The organism is Gemmatimonadales bacterium (genome assembly GCA_019637315.1).
Taxonomy (GTDB): Bacteria; Gemmatimonadota; Gemmatimonadetes; order Gemmatimonadales; family GWC2-71-9; genus SHZU01.
Genome location: JAHBVU010000013.1, coordinates 36,523 through 52,152 on the forward strand (window position 1 = coordinate 36,523; position 15,630 = coordinate 52,152).

Consider the following 15,630-nt stretch of genomic DNA (forward strand, 5'->3'; position numbering starts at 1 on the left):
CGGAGCCTTAGGGCGCAGTGCGAGCGATGAGAGCCGGGAGCATTCGTTCGAGCGTGACGCCGCGCGACCCCTTGAGCACGACGAGTTCATCGCCCTTCAACCTGGGAGCGAGCTGCTCGCCCATGCTAAGGGCGTCGGGCGCTGTGAGCAACCGTTCCCCCAAACGACCGGCAAACGGCGCCAGCGCCGGGCCGAACTCTCCGACGGCGGCAAGCAGATCGGGGTCGAGCGCCACCAATGCCTCAGCGACGTCCGCATGCCAGCGGGACGCCTCGGGACCCAGTTCGCGCATGGTACCGGCCACGAAGACCAGCTTCCGGTTGCCACGCATAGCGCGCGCCACCTCGATGACGGCACGAAACGACGCCGGATTGGCGTTGTAGCTGTCGTTAAGCACGGTGAGGCTGCCGTGCTGGATCAGCTCGCCTCGCCCGCCAGGCAGGCTGACCTGACCAAGCGCCGATGCCACGGCGGCGAGGTCGAGGCCGAGCTCCTTCGCCACCGCCCAGACGAGGAGCGCGTTCCTGGCCTGATGAAGCCCGAACTGGCTGACCCTGAGCTCGATGCCGTCGACGATCATCCGGGCTCGCCCTGCGGGGTCGAGAGTCACGGAGGTTGGCACAACATCACCGCGCTCGAGACCGGCCGTCACCACCCGGCCGGCACGCGCCCTGGCTCCCGCCAGCAGCTCGGCATCATCCGAGGGAATCACGACGACCGGAACTCCCTCGGCCAGGGCCAGCTTCTCGGCCCGTACTCCCTCGACCGACCCGAACCCCTCGAGGTGCCCCTGGGCCACGTTGGTGATCACCGCAACGCTCGGCTCGATGATTTCGCGATACCGCGCAATTTCACCCGGCAGGTTGGCCCCGGCCTCGACCACCAGCGCCTCGATACTCTCGGGCGCCTCGAGAATCGTCTGCGGCACGCCCACCAGGTTGTTGAGATTGAGCCGGGTGGCGTGGACCCGAAAACGGGTCGCCAGCGCGGCCGCGAGCATCTCCTTCGTGGCCGTCTTGCCGTTGGTCCCGGTCACGCCCACCACCGGCCCGCGGAGCTGGCGGCGGCGATGCCGGGCCAGCCACCCGTACGCTCGCAGGGTGTCCTCGACCCGGTACAGGATCAGGCCGGGCACGTCCGCGGTATCGGCCCGAACCACGGCGGCAATGGCCCCTGCATCGCGCGCGACGTCGAGAAAGCGGTGACCGTCGAACCGCTCGCCCGCGAGTGCCACGAACAGCGCCCCTGGCGCCAGGGTGCGCGTATCGGTCACGATGGCGGTGTAGGCCGGCCCCTCCGCTCCGCCCGGGAGGCCGAGCGCCGTGCGTACCGCCCGATCGTCCCAGCGCATCTAGCGGCCCTCCAGCAACTCGGCGACGACCGCTCGCTCGTCGAACGGGTACGAGGTCGTTCCGATGACCTGGTAGGTCTCGTGCCCCTTCCCGGCCAGCACCAGAGTGTCATCGGGCCCCGCCTGATCGAGCGCCCACCGAATCGCCTCACGTCGATCGGCGATCCGCTGCAGCCGGTCCCGCGACGGAAAGCCGGCCACGATCTCGTCGATGATCGCGTCGGGGTCCTCGGTCCGGGGATTGTCGGACGTGACGATCGACAGGTCAGCCAGCTCCGCAGCCAGCTGGCCCATGATCGGGCGCTTGCCGCGGTCACGATCGCCGCCGCAGCCGAACAGCACCATCAAGCGGCCCGGCGTGATCGGTCGCAAGGTTCGCAAAACCCGCTCGAGCGCGTCGGGCTTGTGGGCATAGTCGCGAATCACGACACAAGGCCGGTCGGTCAGCCGCTCCATCCGCCCGGGCACCTGCGGTGCATCGGCGAGACGGGCTGCGACCGCATCGAACGGCCGCCCGAGCCCAAGCGCGCAGGCCGCCGCGGCCAGCGCGTTGGAGACGTTGAACTCTCCCGGCAGCGGCAGTGTCACGTCCGCCTCACCGTACCGACCGGTTAGCCGGAAGCGGCTCTCGAGCGGCAGCAGCACGAGATCCCGCGCCTGCAGCATGGCGGCCGGCGAGGTCCCGAAGGTCACCGCGTCAGGGCGACCCCAGAGCGGCTCCCAGGCCGGGTCATCACGATTGGCCGCCACGACCCCGCCCGGCCCCAACAGGGTGAGGAGGCGAAGCTTGGCCTCGCGATATCGGTCCATGGTGACGTGATAGTCGAGATGCTCACGGCTCAGGTTCGTGAAGATGGCGCCGTCGAAGACGAGACCGTCCAGCCGTCCCTGCTCCAGGCTGTGCGAGGAGGCTTCCACCGCGAGCTGGCGAACCCCGGCTGCGACCATCCCGGCCAGGGTGGCCTGCAGATCGACCGGCCCCGGTGTGGTCAGCGACCCCGCCGTCGAAGGAACCGGCCGACCGGATCCATCATACGCACCGAGCGTACCGATCGTCCCGGCCGCGTGGCCCTCGTCGCCCAGCAGGTGACCCGTCAGCAACGTCGTCGTGGTCTTGCCGCTGGTGCCGGTGACTCCGATCAGCGAGAGTTGCCGGGACGGATCGCCAAACCAGGCGCGGGCCAGCGCAATCGCAGCAAGCCGACCGTCACGAACCACGACCTGCGGCACCGGCAGGTCGGGCACCATGGCTTCGACCACGGCAACCGCAGCGCCCGCAGCCACGGCTGCCGGCGCAAAGCGATGCCCATCGACCTGCGAGCCACGAACTGCAAGAAACCAGGCTCCCTGGGTCACCCCACGGCTGTCGATCTGCAGCGACGACGGGGACGGACAATCCTTCGGCGCGCTCTCGAGCAGGTCCTCCCGCGCCAGCGCCGCCAGCAGCGAGGCGGTATCCCGGACCCCGGTCATGGGGCCCGCGGCCGGGCGGCCACGATCATGACCGTCTTCCCGGCGTCCATGGTTTCGCCCGACTCCGGCACGGTCCGCTGTACCACCCCGCCGCCTTCGAGTCGGACCTGGAAGCCGCGGCGATGCAGCGCAGCCGTTGCCTTGCGGACCGAGAGGCCCACGACATCGGGCACCTCGTGCGCCGGTGCGGCCTCGCGACCGACCGGGGGAAGGGGAATCGGCACCCAGCTGCGTCGCTCCGGCTCCCGATCGGCGGTGCTTGGGCGCGCAGCAACCGACTGGCGCCCGGCGCCCTGGTCGGCCAGCCGGGTTCGATCGAGCGAGGTTCGCCGGGCCGCCAGCGCCTGCCGCAGCATCCGGCCCACCAGAGGCGCCGCCACCGTTCCGCCGTAGTACCCGCCCCTCGGCCGCTCGATCCGCACCACCACGACGAGCTGCGGATCGTTGGCCGGGAAGATCCCGGCAAACGAGGCGGCATGCTCATCGACGTAGCGACCGTTGCGCACCAGACGGGCCGTTCCCGTCTTGCCCAGCACGCCACCTCGGACCTGGGCCCGGCTCCCGGTGCCTGAATCGGCCGCCGAAAGCGCCAGGTAACCCCGGATCGTGGCCGCCACCTCGGGCGTCACCGCCTGTCGGACTACGAGAGGCTGGTGACGATAGATCACCTTGCCATCCGGATCTCGGATTTCCCGAATCAGCGCCGGCGCCATCAGGCGGCCGTCGTTGGCCAGCGCCCCATACGCAGCCGCCAGCTGAATCGGGGTGACCTGAATGGCATAACCCATCGCCGCGCTGATACCCTCCTGCCCCGCCCTCCATCGTTCGGGCCGAGGCACCACACCGGAGGCTTCACCCGGAAACTCGACCCCGGTGGGCGAAGCAAAGCCAAAGGCACGCAGCGCCTCGTAGTGCTCAGCTGGAGTCAGCCGCTGCGAGAACTTGCCCATGGCGATGTTGCTGGACACCTGGATGGCCCGCGCCAGCGTCAGGGGGTTCTTCTGGGGATGATCGTCCCGGACCGGTCGGGACCGCCCGGCCACCGGCCAGACGCCCTTCTCCGGCGACACCTCGTCGGTGCTCGTGACCCGGCCCAGCGCCAGCAGTGCGGCAGCCGTGAACGGCTTGGCCGTCGATCCGGGTTCGAACGAACTGCCGAAGAACGAGGCGCTCACCACTTCCGCACCGAGCGAATCGACCTCGCGCGCCGCGGCCGCCAGGACCTCGCCGGTTCGGGGGTCGAGAAACACGATGTCGCCGCGGCGCGGGTTGGCTTCGCGGAACACCGCCGCCAGGCTTCCCTCGGCGATTTCCTGCAGCTCGCGATCGATGGTCAGCGTCACCTCGTGACCCCGCACCGCCGGGCGGGCGACCCGCCCCGGCGACTCGTACGTCCTTCCCCCGGCGTCCTTGATCAGCACCGCCTCGCCCGGGACGCCGGCCAGCAGTGAGTCGAGGAACCGCTCGAGACCGGTGCGCCCCTCATTCCGATCCGCCCAGAGATTGCCGATCAGCGGGCGGGCCAGCGGACCCGAGGGATACTCGCGCCGATAGATCGGCCGCGGATAGACTCCATCCATGGTGCGCAGCCGGCGTATCTGCATGGCCGTGAAGGGACCGTGGGCATAGAAGTCACGCTTTGTACGCAAGGCAGTTTCCAGCCGCCTGACATCGCGCCCGATGTCCTGGCGATAGATCCGCAGCAGGGAATCGGGGTAACGGACCTGGACCCCGGCGATATCGATACGATAGCGCTCGAGCGAGGTGGCCAGGTGGGTGCCGGCCCGGTCGGTAATCACGCCGCGGGGCGCCTCGACCACCCGCCGCGCCGTCCGCTCCGACCGCGCGATGCTGGCGTAGTCTCCCCCGCGGGCCAGCTGGAGATAGCCCGCGCGTCCGACCATGGCCGCAGCGCCCAGAAGCAGGAACGCACTGAGCCAGCGAAGCCGGCCATCGGGGTTGGTGGTGCGCTCAGCGGGACCGCGTTTCACCGGCACCGGCTCCCAGCAGGAGAATGGTCGAGGCCGTATCCGGAGGAACGGCAAGGCCCAGCTTGGCCACCTTCGGCGCCAGCGCTTCGGCGGTCGAGGCCATTCGGATCCGCCGCTCCAGCTCCGCCTGCCGCGCCTCCAGGGCGCCACGGGCTTCCTTGAGCTGTCGGAGCCGTCCGGCAGTGTCGAAGGCCGCCTTCTGCCGCAACAACACCCCTGCGGCAACGACCAGGAAGGTCGCAAGCCAGAAGGCGACCCAGTAGCGGCCGGTACCCTTCTTAGCGCGTCGCGCCGTCATCGGAGCTCACCTGAAAGATGCGCAACTTGGCGCTCCGGGCCCGTGGATTCGCGGCGACTTCGGCTTCGTCCGCCAGGATCGGCTTGCGCGTCACCAGCCTGCCGAGCGGCTTTCCGCGGCAGGTGCAGACGGGTTGGGCCGGGGGACAGAGGCACGCCGTGCTCCATTCGCGAAATGCATGCTTGACGAGACGATCTTCACCCGAATGATAACTGATTGCGGCCAGGGCTCCCCCCGGCACGAGCGCGTCGCGCAATCGCGGGAGCGCGGCCTCGAGTCCGGCCAGCTCGTCGTTGACCGCGATGCGAACCGCCTGGAAGATTCGAGCAAAGTCCGCGGGGCCGCTGCGCGCACCTAACGCCGACCGAATCGCGTTGACGAGATCGTCGCTGGTCAGCAGCGGGGCCGTTCCGCGACGACGGACGATGGTTCCTGCCACCCGGCGGGCCTTGGGCTCGTCGCCGTACTCTGCCAGCCACCGGGTCAGTTCCTGCTCTGATGCCTCGGCCAGCAGGTCTGCGGCAGTCGGCCCGGCCCCGGCCATCCGCATGTCGAGCGGCACCCCCGGTCGGTAGCTGAAGCCGAGGCGGTCGTCGTCGAGCTGGCGCGACGAAACGCCCAGATCGATCAGAATCAGATCCGGACCGAACGCCTCGATCCGCTCGAGCGTAGCATCGTCGTAGGCGTTGCCCGGCCAGTATTCGATTCGTTCGGTTCCGAGGCGGGCGCGGGCCCGTTCCAGGGCGACCGGGTCCTGATCGATGCCGAGCACACGGGCGCCGGCATCCCGGAAGGTGCCGGCGTGGCCGCCGTCTCCGAGGGTGCAATCGACCATCCGCTCGACCCGGGGGAACCGTTCGAGGAGGGCGTCGAGGAGAACTGGCGCGTGGTAGTCGGGCATGGCGTCCTGATAAAGAAATCACCCCGCCACAAAAATAGGGACGGGGTGATCGTTACTTCGAGACGGGGCTGACGGGGCTCGAACCCGCGACCTCCGCAGTGACAGTGCGGCACTCTAACCAAGCTGAGCTACAGCCCCTGGTCGTTTGGAGCCCCTAAATATAAGGGGCTCCCACGCCTTCGATCAATGGGCCGCAACTACCGGCAGTACGCCCGCTTCATCTGGGCAATACGTTGCGGATAGCTGTCCTCGATCTGCTTGATACGCCCCGGCACGACCTCGGGCTGGATGCCCTGACCGGCGCGGAGGGCCGCCACGGTCTCGCTGATCCACTGCTCGAGCGCGTTGACACTCTCGCAGGTCTTGCCTTCGACCACCGCCGCGTCCTTGACGGGAATCTGGCCCATCAGGGCAAACCCGAGCACGTAGTTGGCGAGCTGATGCTGCCGGGTACCGTCCCGAAGCAGAGGCACCGCCCGCCGCGAGATCTTCTCCGCCAGCGGCAGATCGGCCGACTCGCTGGTCAGCACCGGCAAGCCACCCTCCTGGGCCAGCACGGCACCCAGCGTTGCCTTGTCGGTGTCCTGGCCGTTCTGCTCGATGATGTCGCTGAGGTCGAGTGCCTCCTGGTAGCGCTTCTCTGCTAGAAGCGCCCGCACCGCCCGGATGACCGGCGTCATGTCCGACTTGTCGACGGCCACCAGCCGACGGGTCACGGCCACCAGGCTGTCGACCGGGCCGGTCAGGGCGTAGGCCGCACCAAGCTCACCCAGGAAATAGCCGTTGGTGGGGAACTTCCCGACGGCCCGCTGCGACCACTTGAGGTAGGCCGGTGCGTTGGCGGAATCACGCGACGTGATGAACAGCATCTTCTGGAGATTGAGCGTGTCCATCTTGGTGCTGTCGAGCGTAAAGACCTGCTCCAGCGCCTCGATGGCGCAGAGATTCTTTTCCGGCTTTTCCTGCACCAGGCACGCCGTCGACAGCATGTTGTAGTTGTCCGGGTTGGACGGATCCCGGGCAATTGCCTCACGGGCCTTTTCTTCACCAATGTCCGGCTTGCCGGCGATGATGAAGAAGCGGACTGCGTCCTCGACCACGCGCTGATTGTTCGGCGCAATCAGGATGAGCTGCGAGTAGGTCTCGATGATATTGGTGGTGTCGCCCTTGGTCTGATACTGACCGAGGAGACCACCCCACGCCTCGAGGGAGAACCGATCGCCCTCGGTGGCATTCTTGTAGTGCGCCAGGATTTCGTCGGTCGGCGCCTTGCGAGCAATTGCCAGCTGTGCAAGACAGAGCTCGGCCAGGGCGTGATTGGGCTGGGTCCGAATCGCCTTGCGAGCGGCATCGGCCGCCTTCGTCGGATTGGACTGGGAATCCTCGAAGCAGGACTTCGCGTCCGGCAGTGCGGCGAACGCCGGCCGCATCGACTCGGCCAGCTTGGAGCCCAGGTCGTCGAGGCTTTGCCCAGGCGCCTGGGTCATGGCCACCAGGTGGCCGGTCTGATCGTTGCCCGAGAGGACGCGCGCCTCGATCTTGACCTGCCCGCCTTCGCGAGCCAGGGTGCTGATGACCGAGGCCCGGGCCTGCAGCTGAGAGCCCAGCTGACGAGCAACCAGTGGCGGCAGCACGGCGTCGGGTGGATAACCGTACTGGGTCAGCGCGTCATTCATCTGATCGCGCTCGATGACGGTGTACCAGCGATCGACCAGTCCGTCGAGCTTATTGCGCATCCCGGTACCGACCCGCACGGCGGCGGCTGAATCCGCCGCCGAGAACGTGTGAGGATTGGCGACGAGCAGGCGCGGGAGGTTACGCGGTTGAGCGGCAGGACGGCTGGCCCGCAGCTGCGCAGCAAGCGGTGCGGCAACGCCGACCGCGAGAACACCGAGAACCAGGGGAGCAACACGCAAACGCATTCTGGACTACCTCCCTACGAGGTCCATCCGAAGATTCGGATGGCAGATTGAGACGCCATCGTGACGTCGAGCATGGGCGAAGAGGGATTCGAACCCCCGACATCCTGCGTGTAAGGCAGGCGCTCTGAACCAGCTGAGCTATTCGCCCGCGCGGTACCCTCGACGCTTGCCAATACAGGGCCGCCGTTACCAGGGGAGACGCATACTCGCGCGTACCCTGCACGGTGGGACCGATTGTCAGCCGGGCCTATAACGCAATGGCCAAGGGAATGAGCACACAGTAACCGACGACGAGCAGCACCGCTGCCAGGCTCGCCTGACCTGCCGACAATGCCACGTACCCGGCCACCAGCACCAGAAGGGCAATCGCCAAAACAGCAAGATTCCGTCGCCCCAAAAGACTCCGGCGACCCTGCGGTGCTGCATCCGTTTGCGGCATAAGGTGATGAGGATATTCCCTTCACTACGTTCGGTCAAGCGTTGCAGTCTGTTCGTCGTCGCCAATTGAAACGTCCCACCCGACGTCGAGCGCTGCGCGACGGGGGCGGTCCCTCCGCCGGCGCCACCAGTACCCGAAGACCAGCAACCCGCCCATCACCGACCACAGCCCGCCGGCCGCCAACCAGACACCCCAATTGTACCGACGGCGGACATCCCGTTGCCAGGCCTCGTCGAAACGATCGCGCGAGTAGCCAGCCGTCCGGACCACCGCGGAATCGAACGGAACGCCCTGGGCCAGCTGCGCGAGCAACGGCTCGAGGGTGCCGTCTCGACTGCCCCGGGCGAGAAACGACACCGCGCTTGCCGCCAGCGCGTACGCCGTCTCCGCTTCATGCCGGTTGCCGCGCAGTGCGTTGTTGAGTTCGCTCAGCGAGGGAACCTTTCCTCGCATCACACTCAGGTTGAGTGCCAGGCGATCGAACCGATCGAACTCGCCCGCCGCCAGCACGGCATACCCCTCGTCGAACCAGAGCGGCACTCGACCGCGGATCGCCTGCCGAAGGGCGAAGTGCGCCAACTCGTGCCGCAGCACCCGAACTGGATCGTCACCGCCGTCGGCGCGCACCGCAATCAGGCGCGCTCCCGGCATGGCCAGTCCGACGCCCCAGCGGGGCACCTGCCCCCGCCCCGCCCGATAAAAGGCCGCCTCCCCCCGCACCACCACCAGCGTGAGGGGTGTGACCGCGACTCGACCCAGCCCATACCAGTCGATCGGTCGATCGGCGATTTCGGCGAGAGCCGCCGCCAGGTCGAGGTCGCTGACCCGCGCAATCGCGGTCACCTGGCCGACCGTGATGGCGCTGGCATCCGCACCGAGGAGATCGCCGGCCAGCGCCGAGAGAGGGGCACTGCGCTGAAAGGAAGGGGGTTGCTGCGCAGGTGAGGGACCCGCCGTCAGGAGGAGGCAGGCGGCAAAGAGCGCGGCACTGATTCGCCCCGCTCGACCGCCTCCAACAGCTCCTGGCACCGCTTGGCCCATGGCGCAAACCGATTGGCGTTGGCCCCCTTGTGCCAGACGGCCTTGGCCCCCGCATGGTCTCCGGCAAACCACTTGGCCCGCCCGAGATCGTAGTAGGCTTCGATCAGATTCGGTCCGAACTGAATGGCTTTCTCGAAGAAGGTCTGTGCATCGAGGTCCATTTCCCGCTCGAGATACACCAGGCCCAGGTAGTAATGGGCATAGAGTACCGCCTTCCGATCGTTGTCGAGGCGGATGGCCCGAGAGAGATGCTCGATGGCCTCCCCAAAGATCCGCTTCTTGAGACAAATGTAACCGACATTGACCCGGGCCAGCGCATTGGTCGGCTCCTCGGCGAGGACGCGCGAGAAGGCCGATAGCGCCTCGTCGAACTTGTGCCCGAGCATCTGGGCCCAGCCCAGCAGCGAGGCGGCCTGCAGGTCGCCGGGCGCCAGCTCGAGCGCCCGGGTCAGGGCTTGCTCGGCAGCAGCGTGGTCGCCCAGCGCAATCAGGGACCATCCCTTCTCGATGAACGTCGACGCGCCAAGGTGGTCGGCCCGAACCGGTGGCCGGTGTTCGACCATCTGTGGATCGCGGGTGGTGTCGGCCGCGCCCTGCTTGTAGCGCTCGACCAGGATCTTGATGCGCTCCCGAAGCGACTCGAAATGATTCAGCCCCGCTTCCGTTTCCTTGTAGATCGCCACGATGCGCCGCTTGACCTGCTCACGCGTCACCGGAGACGCCGCCTGGCCGATCTCCGCCTCCAGTGCGGCAATCTCCCGCTCGATCGGCCCCGCCGCGCGCTCCGTCACAGCACCTGCCCCGCTCGATTGTAGGAGGTGATGGTGATCCGGCCACTCGCGAGGTCGAAATCCGCCGTGCGCCCGAAATCGCCGCCCACGGCCTCACCCACCAGACGAATACCCAGGCGGTGGAGCACCTCGCGCGCCGCGACCACGTTGCGATCGCCCATTTGAATCGAACCGGGGGGGGTCAGGGAGACGAACATGCTGGCGCCACCCACCAGGCGCGCAGTGATCGAAGGCGCCCGCGCTCCCCGCGCGATCATCCGTTCCAGCAGCTCGGGGGCCGCTGTCTGCGCATAGCGACCGGGCTGACCGGTCACCCGCCCCATGGCCTGCGACGGCAGCAGCGCATGCGCCAACCCCCCGATCCGGGTCGTCGCGTCGTGCAGCACGATCGCCACGCAACTGCCCAGCGCGACCGCCACCAGATGAGCCGGCGCGTCGGTCACCAGCAGCTCCCCGACCCGGACCACCAGGCGTGGCGTCGTCATCGCACCCTCCGGTAGATCCGCTCTCGACGATCGACCGTCTCGAGCCGCGGCAGCACCGCCCAGGCCGCCAGTTCTGCCTTGCCCAGCATCAGCAGCCCACCCGGGTGCAGCGCGTCCACCAGCGAGGTCAGGATCGCGTCCTGCGCCGCTTCGGCAAAGTAGATCAGCACGTTGCGGCAGAGGATCAGGTCAGCGCCGGAGGTCGCACCCGGTCGCGTCAGGTCCGCCTGGCGGAATCGGAGACGGCTGCGCCAGGCCTCGGGCATGCTCACCCCGTCAGCATCGACCACGAGCGGCGCCTCGGGCACCACGGCGGCGACGGCCGCCCTGACCGCCAGGGGATACCGGCCCCGCAGGGCCACGGCGAGCGACGGCGCGTCGAGATCGGTGGCCTCGACCTGCCAGGCTCCGGGCTCGGGACGCTGCCGCCAGAGCAGCGCAGCCAGCGACCAGGCTTCCTCACCAGTAGCACACCCGGCACTCCATGCCATCAGCGGCCGGTCCGCGGGCCAGACCAGCGCCCGCCCCAGCGCCGCCCATGCAGTCGGATTGCGAAAGAAGCCGGTGACATTGATCGTCAGTGCGGCCGCGAGCCGGCTTCGCTCCGCGGCGTCACGATCGAGCAGATCCGCGTACGACTCGAGATCGACCACGCCACAGGCACGCCACCGGCTCCGCAGCCGTCGCTCGAAGTAGGCCGGCTTGCACAGCGTCAGCGCCCCGGCGCCGATGGACGCCAGGTGGGCATGGATCCGCCCCACCGTCGAATCGACCGCGGCCATCATCCGGACACCGGCAGCAGCTCGAGGTTGGCGCGCGCCAGCTGGTGGCCCGGGTTGAGCCGAACCGCCTGAGCCCAGTACTCACGCGCCTGAACGGTGGCTCGCCGACGAAAGGCCAGGTTGCCGAGTTTGAAGAACAGATCGTCACCGAGCGAGGGCGCGAGCACGGCGGCCCGGTCGTAATGCTGGGTGGCCTCGTCGTAGCGGCCCGAGCGATAGAGCAGATCGCCAAGGTTCTTGTGCAGCTGAGGGAGGGCCGGGTCATCGGTGGCGGTCTCCCGCAGCAAGGTCTCGGCTGCCGCCACGTCGCCAGTCGCTTCGAGCAGGACCGCAAGGTTGTTCCGCAGCACCGGGTGCGCCGGATGAGCGCCGACCGCTTCCCGCGCCAGCGCCAGCGCCGGCTCCAACTGCTCCTGCATGGCAAGCGCGAGCACCGCGGCAAAGTACCAGAGCGGCGGTGGGGTAGCCGCATCGAGTTCGCGAACCCGTTCGAGCCGCGCCCAGGCCACTGCCGGGTCATCGCGCCGCAGGCCAAGGAGCGCCCAGTTGACGAAGACCATGCGATTCTCCGGCAATCGGCCGGCAGCTTCGGCAAACATCGCGTCGGCCTGATCGAGCCGACCCACCTCTTCGAGCGCAATGGCCAGGTTGTGCATCACCTGGCCGCGCGGTCCCGCCCGATCGAGCGACTGGCGGAACGAGTCGACCGCGTCAGCCCAGCGCCCCTGCTTCCCCGCAATCACGCCGAGCAAGAAGGGCGCAGCGCCCTCGGAGGGCCGCAACTCGATGACCCGGCGCAGCTCGCGCGCCGCCTCTTCGAGCATGCCGCTGCGCAGGAATGCGACCCCCAGATTGCGGTGTTCTTCGATCTGTGCCTCGAGCAGCCGGGATGGGGTTGTCTTGGAGGACATCCCGACCCGTTGCGCGAGGCCGGCGGTAATCAGTCCGAACAGCGCCTGTCCGGCCTCGAAGTCCGAGAGCCCGGAGGCATCGATCACTTCACGGGTGTCGCGCACCCCATCGATCAGCGGCAGCAGGCGCCGCTGCGCCTCGGTAAAGCTCAACGTTTCATTGGCCAGGAGCGAACGGTCGAGCGCGAAAATGAGATCGAAGCTCGGTACCTTCTTTTCGATCAGGCTCCACTCGTCGATCCGACGCGCGCCCTCGAGCAGCAGATTCTCCGGATTGATCCGCTCGAGTTCACCCTCCATCTCGGGACGGAGGCCGGCATCGAAGGTGAAGGTCCCGGTGCTCCAGGAAAAGAGCGCATAGACCGCCTCATCGATCTGGAACCGCAGCACCCGTTTCAGTTCTTCCGGAGCTATCGCACCCAGGCTGACCAGAATCTCACCGAGCCGGCGCCCGCGAGCACCGTGCTGCAGCGCCAAGGCCTGATCGAGCTGCTCGCGTGTGATGGCGCCGGTGTTGAGCAGGATGTCGCCGATCCGATCCCGACGGTTGACGATCGTGGCATAGGTGATCCAGCCGTCTTCGAAGTAGATCGACCCGAACTGCTGCCGGTCGCTCAGCGCCAGGCAGCCGGTCCGGCGACCGAAGAAGAGCAGCTGGACGACGTCCGGCAGGCTCGCCTCTTTGAGGCTCCCTTTGATAGCCATCAGCCAAGCTCCGTGAGCAGGCGCTCACCCGCAACCGGCCAGACTTGGACCATCTTCTCCGGACTGCGCACGACCCCCATTCCCGGCGACAGGATCCCGCTCCGCGCCCCGATCGGACGCCGCTCCCGCCGCGGGGCCTTGCCTTCGACGGTATCCAGCGTCTCTCGAGCGAGCGCCGCCGAGGCAATCGTATGGGCCGCCTCGGCCTCGACCAGAACCCGATGGACGATACCCTGCACGGCGCGCACCGAATCGGCCGGGCGGCCGGCCAGGTAGTCGATCAATCCGACATCGTTGGCTGCTGGCGTCCCCGCGAGCAGCGATCGCACCACCGCGAGGCGCACTTCACGGTCGGGACTCCGCACGTCGACCACCGTACCGCCCTCGAGACGGTTGAGCAGCCGGGGGTCGAAACCAGCCAGATCCGACAGGGCCCGACTGCTGGTAAAGACCATCGGACGACCACCCTCCTCCAGCGCAGCATAGATCTGCAGCAGCTCCGCATGTGCCCGCGGTTCGTTGGCGAGGAGATGGATGTCGTCGATCAGCAGCGCGGCAACCCATTGATAGCGGGCCCGCCACTGCGCCGTTTCCTCCGGGGTACTGAGCGACGACAGCTCACCGAGCAGGCTGTGCGCCGAGAGACAGGCAATCGGCGCCAGCCCGCGGTGGGCGAGCGCGTTACCGAGTCCGTGCAGCAGATGCGTCTTCCCGACCCCGCTCGGTCCGGCGAGCACGAGCGGATTGTGACGCGCACCCGGCTCGGCCACGATCGCCGCGAGGGTTTCCAAGGCGACCCGGTTCGAGGCCCCGGTGCCGATGGTTGCCAGCGTCAGGTCAGGCAACGGCGCAGACAGCGGCGCCCGCCGGGTGCGAGCCTCGTTGACCAGACGGCGCGCTGCCACCAGCTGGTCCGGGTCACGCAGCAGATCGGCCCCCGCCAGGTCCGGAGCGAGGGCCGCCACCTCGGCAGCCAGCCGAACCAGCTCGTTGGCATCACGCTCGAAGGCCTCCAGCACCGGCTCCGGATCGCCCGGCCCCTCGTCGGCCAGCAGGCGTTCCAGCCGCCCGGTGCGCATCCCGGCTCCCTGCCAGAGGGCCACGGCATCACGGAGTCGGCCCCGCCAATGGTCGAACTGTTCCGAAACATTGGCGACGACCTCGGTCAAGAACTCGTCGAACTCACCCGCCGCGTACCCCTGCGATTCGACCCCACCATCGTGACCCGGAACAGGGACGGTACGCTCGAGACCCACCAGCGCCAGGGCGTCATCGACCGGGATCGGCGTCGGTGTGGTCTCCTGCACCGCCAGGATTCGATTGAGCGCACCGAGATACTCTTTGACGGAACCGAGTTCGGCCTCGGCCAGGGCAGTGACCACGCCAGGCAGCAGATTGTGCCCCGCCTCCGTGATCCGTTGATCGAGGATCTGGGCGCGTGCGGCCGGCCCCGGCAGCCCTATCTCCACGGTCGAGGCATCGCGCAGGCGTCGGACCAAGCGAGCATCGAGGCCCGTGAGCTGGCTCAGCCCGCGGGCCGCGGTCACCACCGTCGCGAGCCCGGCCGCCAGCCGGCTTTCGAGCACGTCGAACACGAAGGCCTGCACCGCCAGCTGTCGCTCGATCACCTCGAGATCATCGAGCAGGACAATCTCAGCGCGCAGCAACCGATCGCGCAGGGCCACCCCCGCGTCCGCCAGTCCGCGACTCTGCACGTGCTCCGCCAAGCGGCCCAGCGTCACGAGTTCGACCTGGCGCGGCGGGGTGGCACCGGCAGCCCGATCGCGAATGGCGCGCAGCAGATGGGTCTTCCCGGAGCCACGCGCCCCAGTGATCAGCAGCAGGAGATGCCCGCGCGGCGACTCGGCCACCATCCGGGCCGCGGCAACTGCCGCACGGGTGGCCGGATCGGGCACCAGGGACGCGAACGGATCGGTCACAGCGTCGGGGGGCGCGCCGCCAGCCGTTGCAGCACAATGGTCGACAGCGCCTTCAAGGTCTCGAACACGCCAGTCCCGTGCAGCGCGTCGGCGGCAAGGCTGGGCACCGAGCGGAAGTTGAACGCCTCGTCCATCTCGTCCGGCGTCAGCACGAGGTCGGATGGCAGGTCCTGCTTGTTGTACTGAAGGACGAGCGGGAGTTGGCGGATGTCGACGCTCTGCTCCAGCAGATTCTCCTGCAGGTTCTGGAAACTCTCGACGTTCTCGTCGAAACGGCGCGCCTGGCTGTCGGCCACGAAGACCACACCATCGGCCCCCTGCAGCACCAGCCGGCGGGTGGCGTTGTAGTACACCTGTCCGGGAACGGTGTAGAGCTGGAATCGGGTGGTGAATCCGGAAATGACGCCGAGCTCGATCGGGAGGAAATCGAAGAACAGGGTTCGGTCAGCTTGCGTGGCAAGCGACACCATCCGTCCCCGTCGCGACTCGGGTACCCGGCCGTGAATGTACTGCAGGTTGGTCGTCTTGCCGCAGCGACCGGGACCGTAGTAGACCAGCTTACAGGTAATCTCGCGAGCGGTAAAATTGACGAGAGGCATG

13 protein-coding genes and 2 tRNA genes are annotated in these 15,630 nt (G+C 68.0%); all 15 read right to left on the minus strand.

The features are described 5' to 3' along the window. Positions 1 to 7: 7 nt before the first annotated feature. Positions 8 to 1,351 (minus strand): UDP-N-acetylmuramoyl-tripeptide--D-alanyl-D-alanine ligase, encoded by a 1,344-nt coding sequence (locus KF785_12490; GenBank protein MBX3147576.1) that lies wholly within the window; start codon positions 1,349 to 1,351, stop codon positions 8 to 10. Next, positions 1,352 to 2,824, minus strand: a complete 1,473-nt coding sequence (locus KF785_12495) for a UDP-N-acetylmuramoyl-L-alanyl-D-glutamate--2,6-diaminopimelate ligase (protein MBX3147577.1) — start codon at positions 2,822 to 2,824, stop codon at positions 1,352 to 1,354. Next, positions 2,821 to 4,815, minus strand: coding sequence for a PASTA domain-containing protein (locus tag KF785_12500; protein ID MBX3147578.1), 1,995 nt, complete (start codon positions 4,813 to 4,815; stop codon positions 2,821 to 2,823). The genes KF785_12495 and KF785_12500 overlap by 4 nt, the downstream gene beginning before the upstream one ends. Further along, a complete protein-coding gene (locus tag KF785_12505; protein ID MBX3147579.1) occupies positions 4,796 to 5,113 on the minus strand; it encodes a hypothetical protein in 318 nt (105 codons plus the stop codon). Before KF785_12505 ends, KF785_12500 begins: the two co-directional genes overlap by 20 nt. Continuing rightward, positions 5,094 to 6,014, minus strand: coding sequence for a 16S rRNA (cytosine(1402)-N(4))-methyltransferase RsmH (gene rsmH, locus KF785_12510; protein MBX3147580.1), 921 nt, complete (start codon positions 6,012 to 6,014; stop codon positions 5,094 to 5,096). The genes KF785_12505 and rsmH overlap by 20 nt, the downstream gene beginning before the upstream one ends. 63 nt (positions 6,015 to 6,077) lie before the next feature. Next, a tRNA-Asp gene (locus tag KF785_12515) sits at positions 6,078 to 6,152 on the minus strand. 59 nt (positions 6,153 to 6,211) lie between these two features. Further along, positions 6,212 to 7,936, minus strand: coding sequence for a hypothetical protein (locus KF785_12520; GenBank protein ID MBX3147581.1), 1,725 nt, complete (start codon positions 7,934 to 7,936; stop codon positions 6,212 to 6,214). Positions 7,937 to 8,009: 73 nt separating this feature from the next. After that, positions 8,010 to 8,084: transfer RNA gene (locus KF785_12525), tRNA-Val, on the minus strand. Positions 8,085 to 8,399: 315 nt separating this feature from the next. Further along, positions 8,400 to 9,404, minus strand: coding sequence for a hypothetical protein (locus KF785_12530; protein ID MBX3147582.1), 1,005 nt, complete (start codon positions 9,402 to 9,404; stop codon positions 8,400 to 8,402). Beyond that, positions 9,332 to 10,207, minus strand: a complete 876-nt coding sequence (locus KF785_12535) for a tetratricopeptide repeat protein (protein ID MBX3147583.1) — start codon at positions 10,205 to 10,207, stop codon at positions 9,332 to 9,334. The genes KF785_12530 and KF785_12535 overlap by 73 nt, the downstream gene beginning before the upstream one ends. Continuing rightward, complete coding sequence (locus KF785_12540) at positions 10,204 to 10,692, minus strand: chemotaxis protein CheD (protein MBX3147584.1); 489 nt, start codon at positions 10,690 to 10,692, stop codon at positions 10,204 to 10,206. Before KF785_12540 ends, KF785_12535 begins: the two co-directional genes overlap by 4 nt. After that, the gene (locus KF785_12545) at positions 10,689 to 11,477 is read right to left on the minus strand and encodes a hypothetical protein (GenBank protein MBX3147585.1); all 789 of its coding nucleotides are present in this window, start codon (positions 11,475 to 11,477) and stop codon (positions 10,689 to 10,691) included. Before KF785_12545 ends, KF785_12540 begins: the two co-directional genes overlap by 4 nt. Continuing rightward, positions 11,474 to 13,090 (minus strand): tetratricopeptide repeat protein, encoded by a 1,617-nt coding sequence (locus tag KF785_12550; GenBank protein ID MBX3147586.1) that lies wholly within the window; start codon positions 13,088 to 13,090, stop codon positions 11,474 to 11,476. Before KF785_12550 ends, KF785_12545 begins: the two co-directional genes overlap by 4 nt. Continuing rightward, on the minus strand, positions 13,090 to 15,030 hold the full coding sequence (locus KF785_12555; GenBank protein MBX3147587.1) for an ATP-binding protein: 1,941 nt from the start codon (positions 15,028 to 15,030) through the stop codon (positions 13,090 to 13,092). The genes KF785_12550 and KF785_12555 overlap by 1 nt, the downstream gene beginning before the upstream one ends. Beyond that, complete coding sequence (locus tag KF785_12560; GenBank protein ID MBX3147588.1) at positions 15,027 to 15,629, minus strand: GTPase domain-containing protein; 603 nt, start codon at positions 15,627 to 15,629, stop codon at positions 15,027 to 15,029. The genes KF785_12555 and KF785_12560 overlap by 4 nt, the downstream gene beginning before the upstream one ends. Position 15,630 lies beyond the last annotated feature (1 nt).

Excerpts from the sequence above, each read along its gene's own strand:
- KF785_12550 (MBX3147586.1), bottom strand. The coding sequence starts at position 13,090 with ATGGCTATCAAAGGGAGCCTCAAAGAGGCGAGCCTGCCGGACGTCGTC.
- KF785_12540 (MBX3147584.1), bottom strand. The coding sequence starts at position 10,692 with ATGACGACGCCACGCCTGGTGGTCCGGGTCGGGGAGCTGCTGGTGACC.
- KF785_12560 (MBX3147588.1), bottom strand. The coding sequence starts at position 15,629 with ATGCCTCTCGTCAATTTTACCGCTCGCGAGATTACCTGTAAGCTGGTC.
- KF785_12520 (MBX3147581.1), bottom strand. The coding sequence starts at position 7,936 with ATGCGTTTGCGTGTTGCTCCCCTGGTTCTCGGTGTTCTCGCGGTCGGC.
- KF785_12505 (MBX3147579.1), bottom strand. The coding sequence starts at position 5,113 with ATGACGGCGCGACGCGCTAAGAAGGGTACCGGCCGCTACTGGGTCGCC.
- KF785_12545 (MBX3147585.1), bottom strand. The coding sequence starts at position 11,477 with ATGATGGCCGCGGTCGATTCGACGGTGGGGCGGATCCATGCCCACCTG.
- rsmH (MBX3147580.1), bottom strand. The coding sequence starts at position 6,014 with ATGCCCGACTACCACGCGCCAGTTCTCCTCGACGCCCTCCTCGAACGG.
- KF785_12490 (MBX3147576.1), bottom strand. The coding sequence starts at position 1,351 with ATGCGCTGGGACGATCGGGCGGTACGCACGGCGCTCGGCCTCCCGGGC.
- KF785_12495 (MBX3147577.1), bottom strand. The coding sequence starts at position 2,824 with ATGACCGGGGTCCGGGATACCGCCTCGCTGCTGGCGGCGCTGGCGCGG.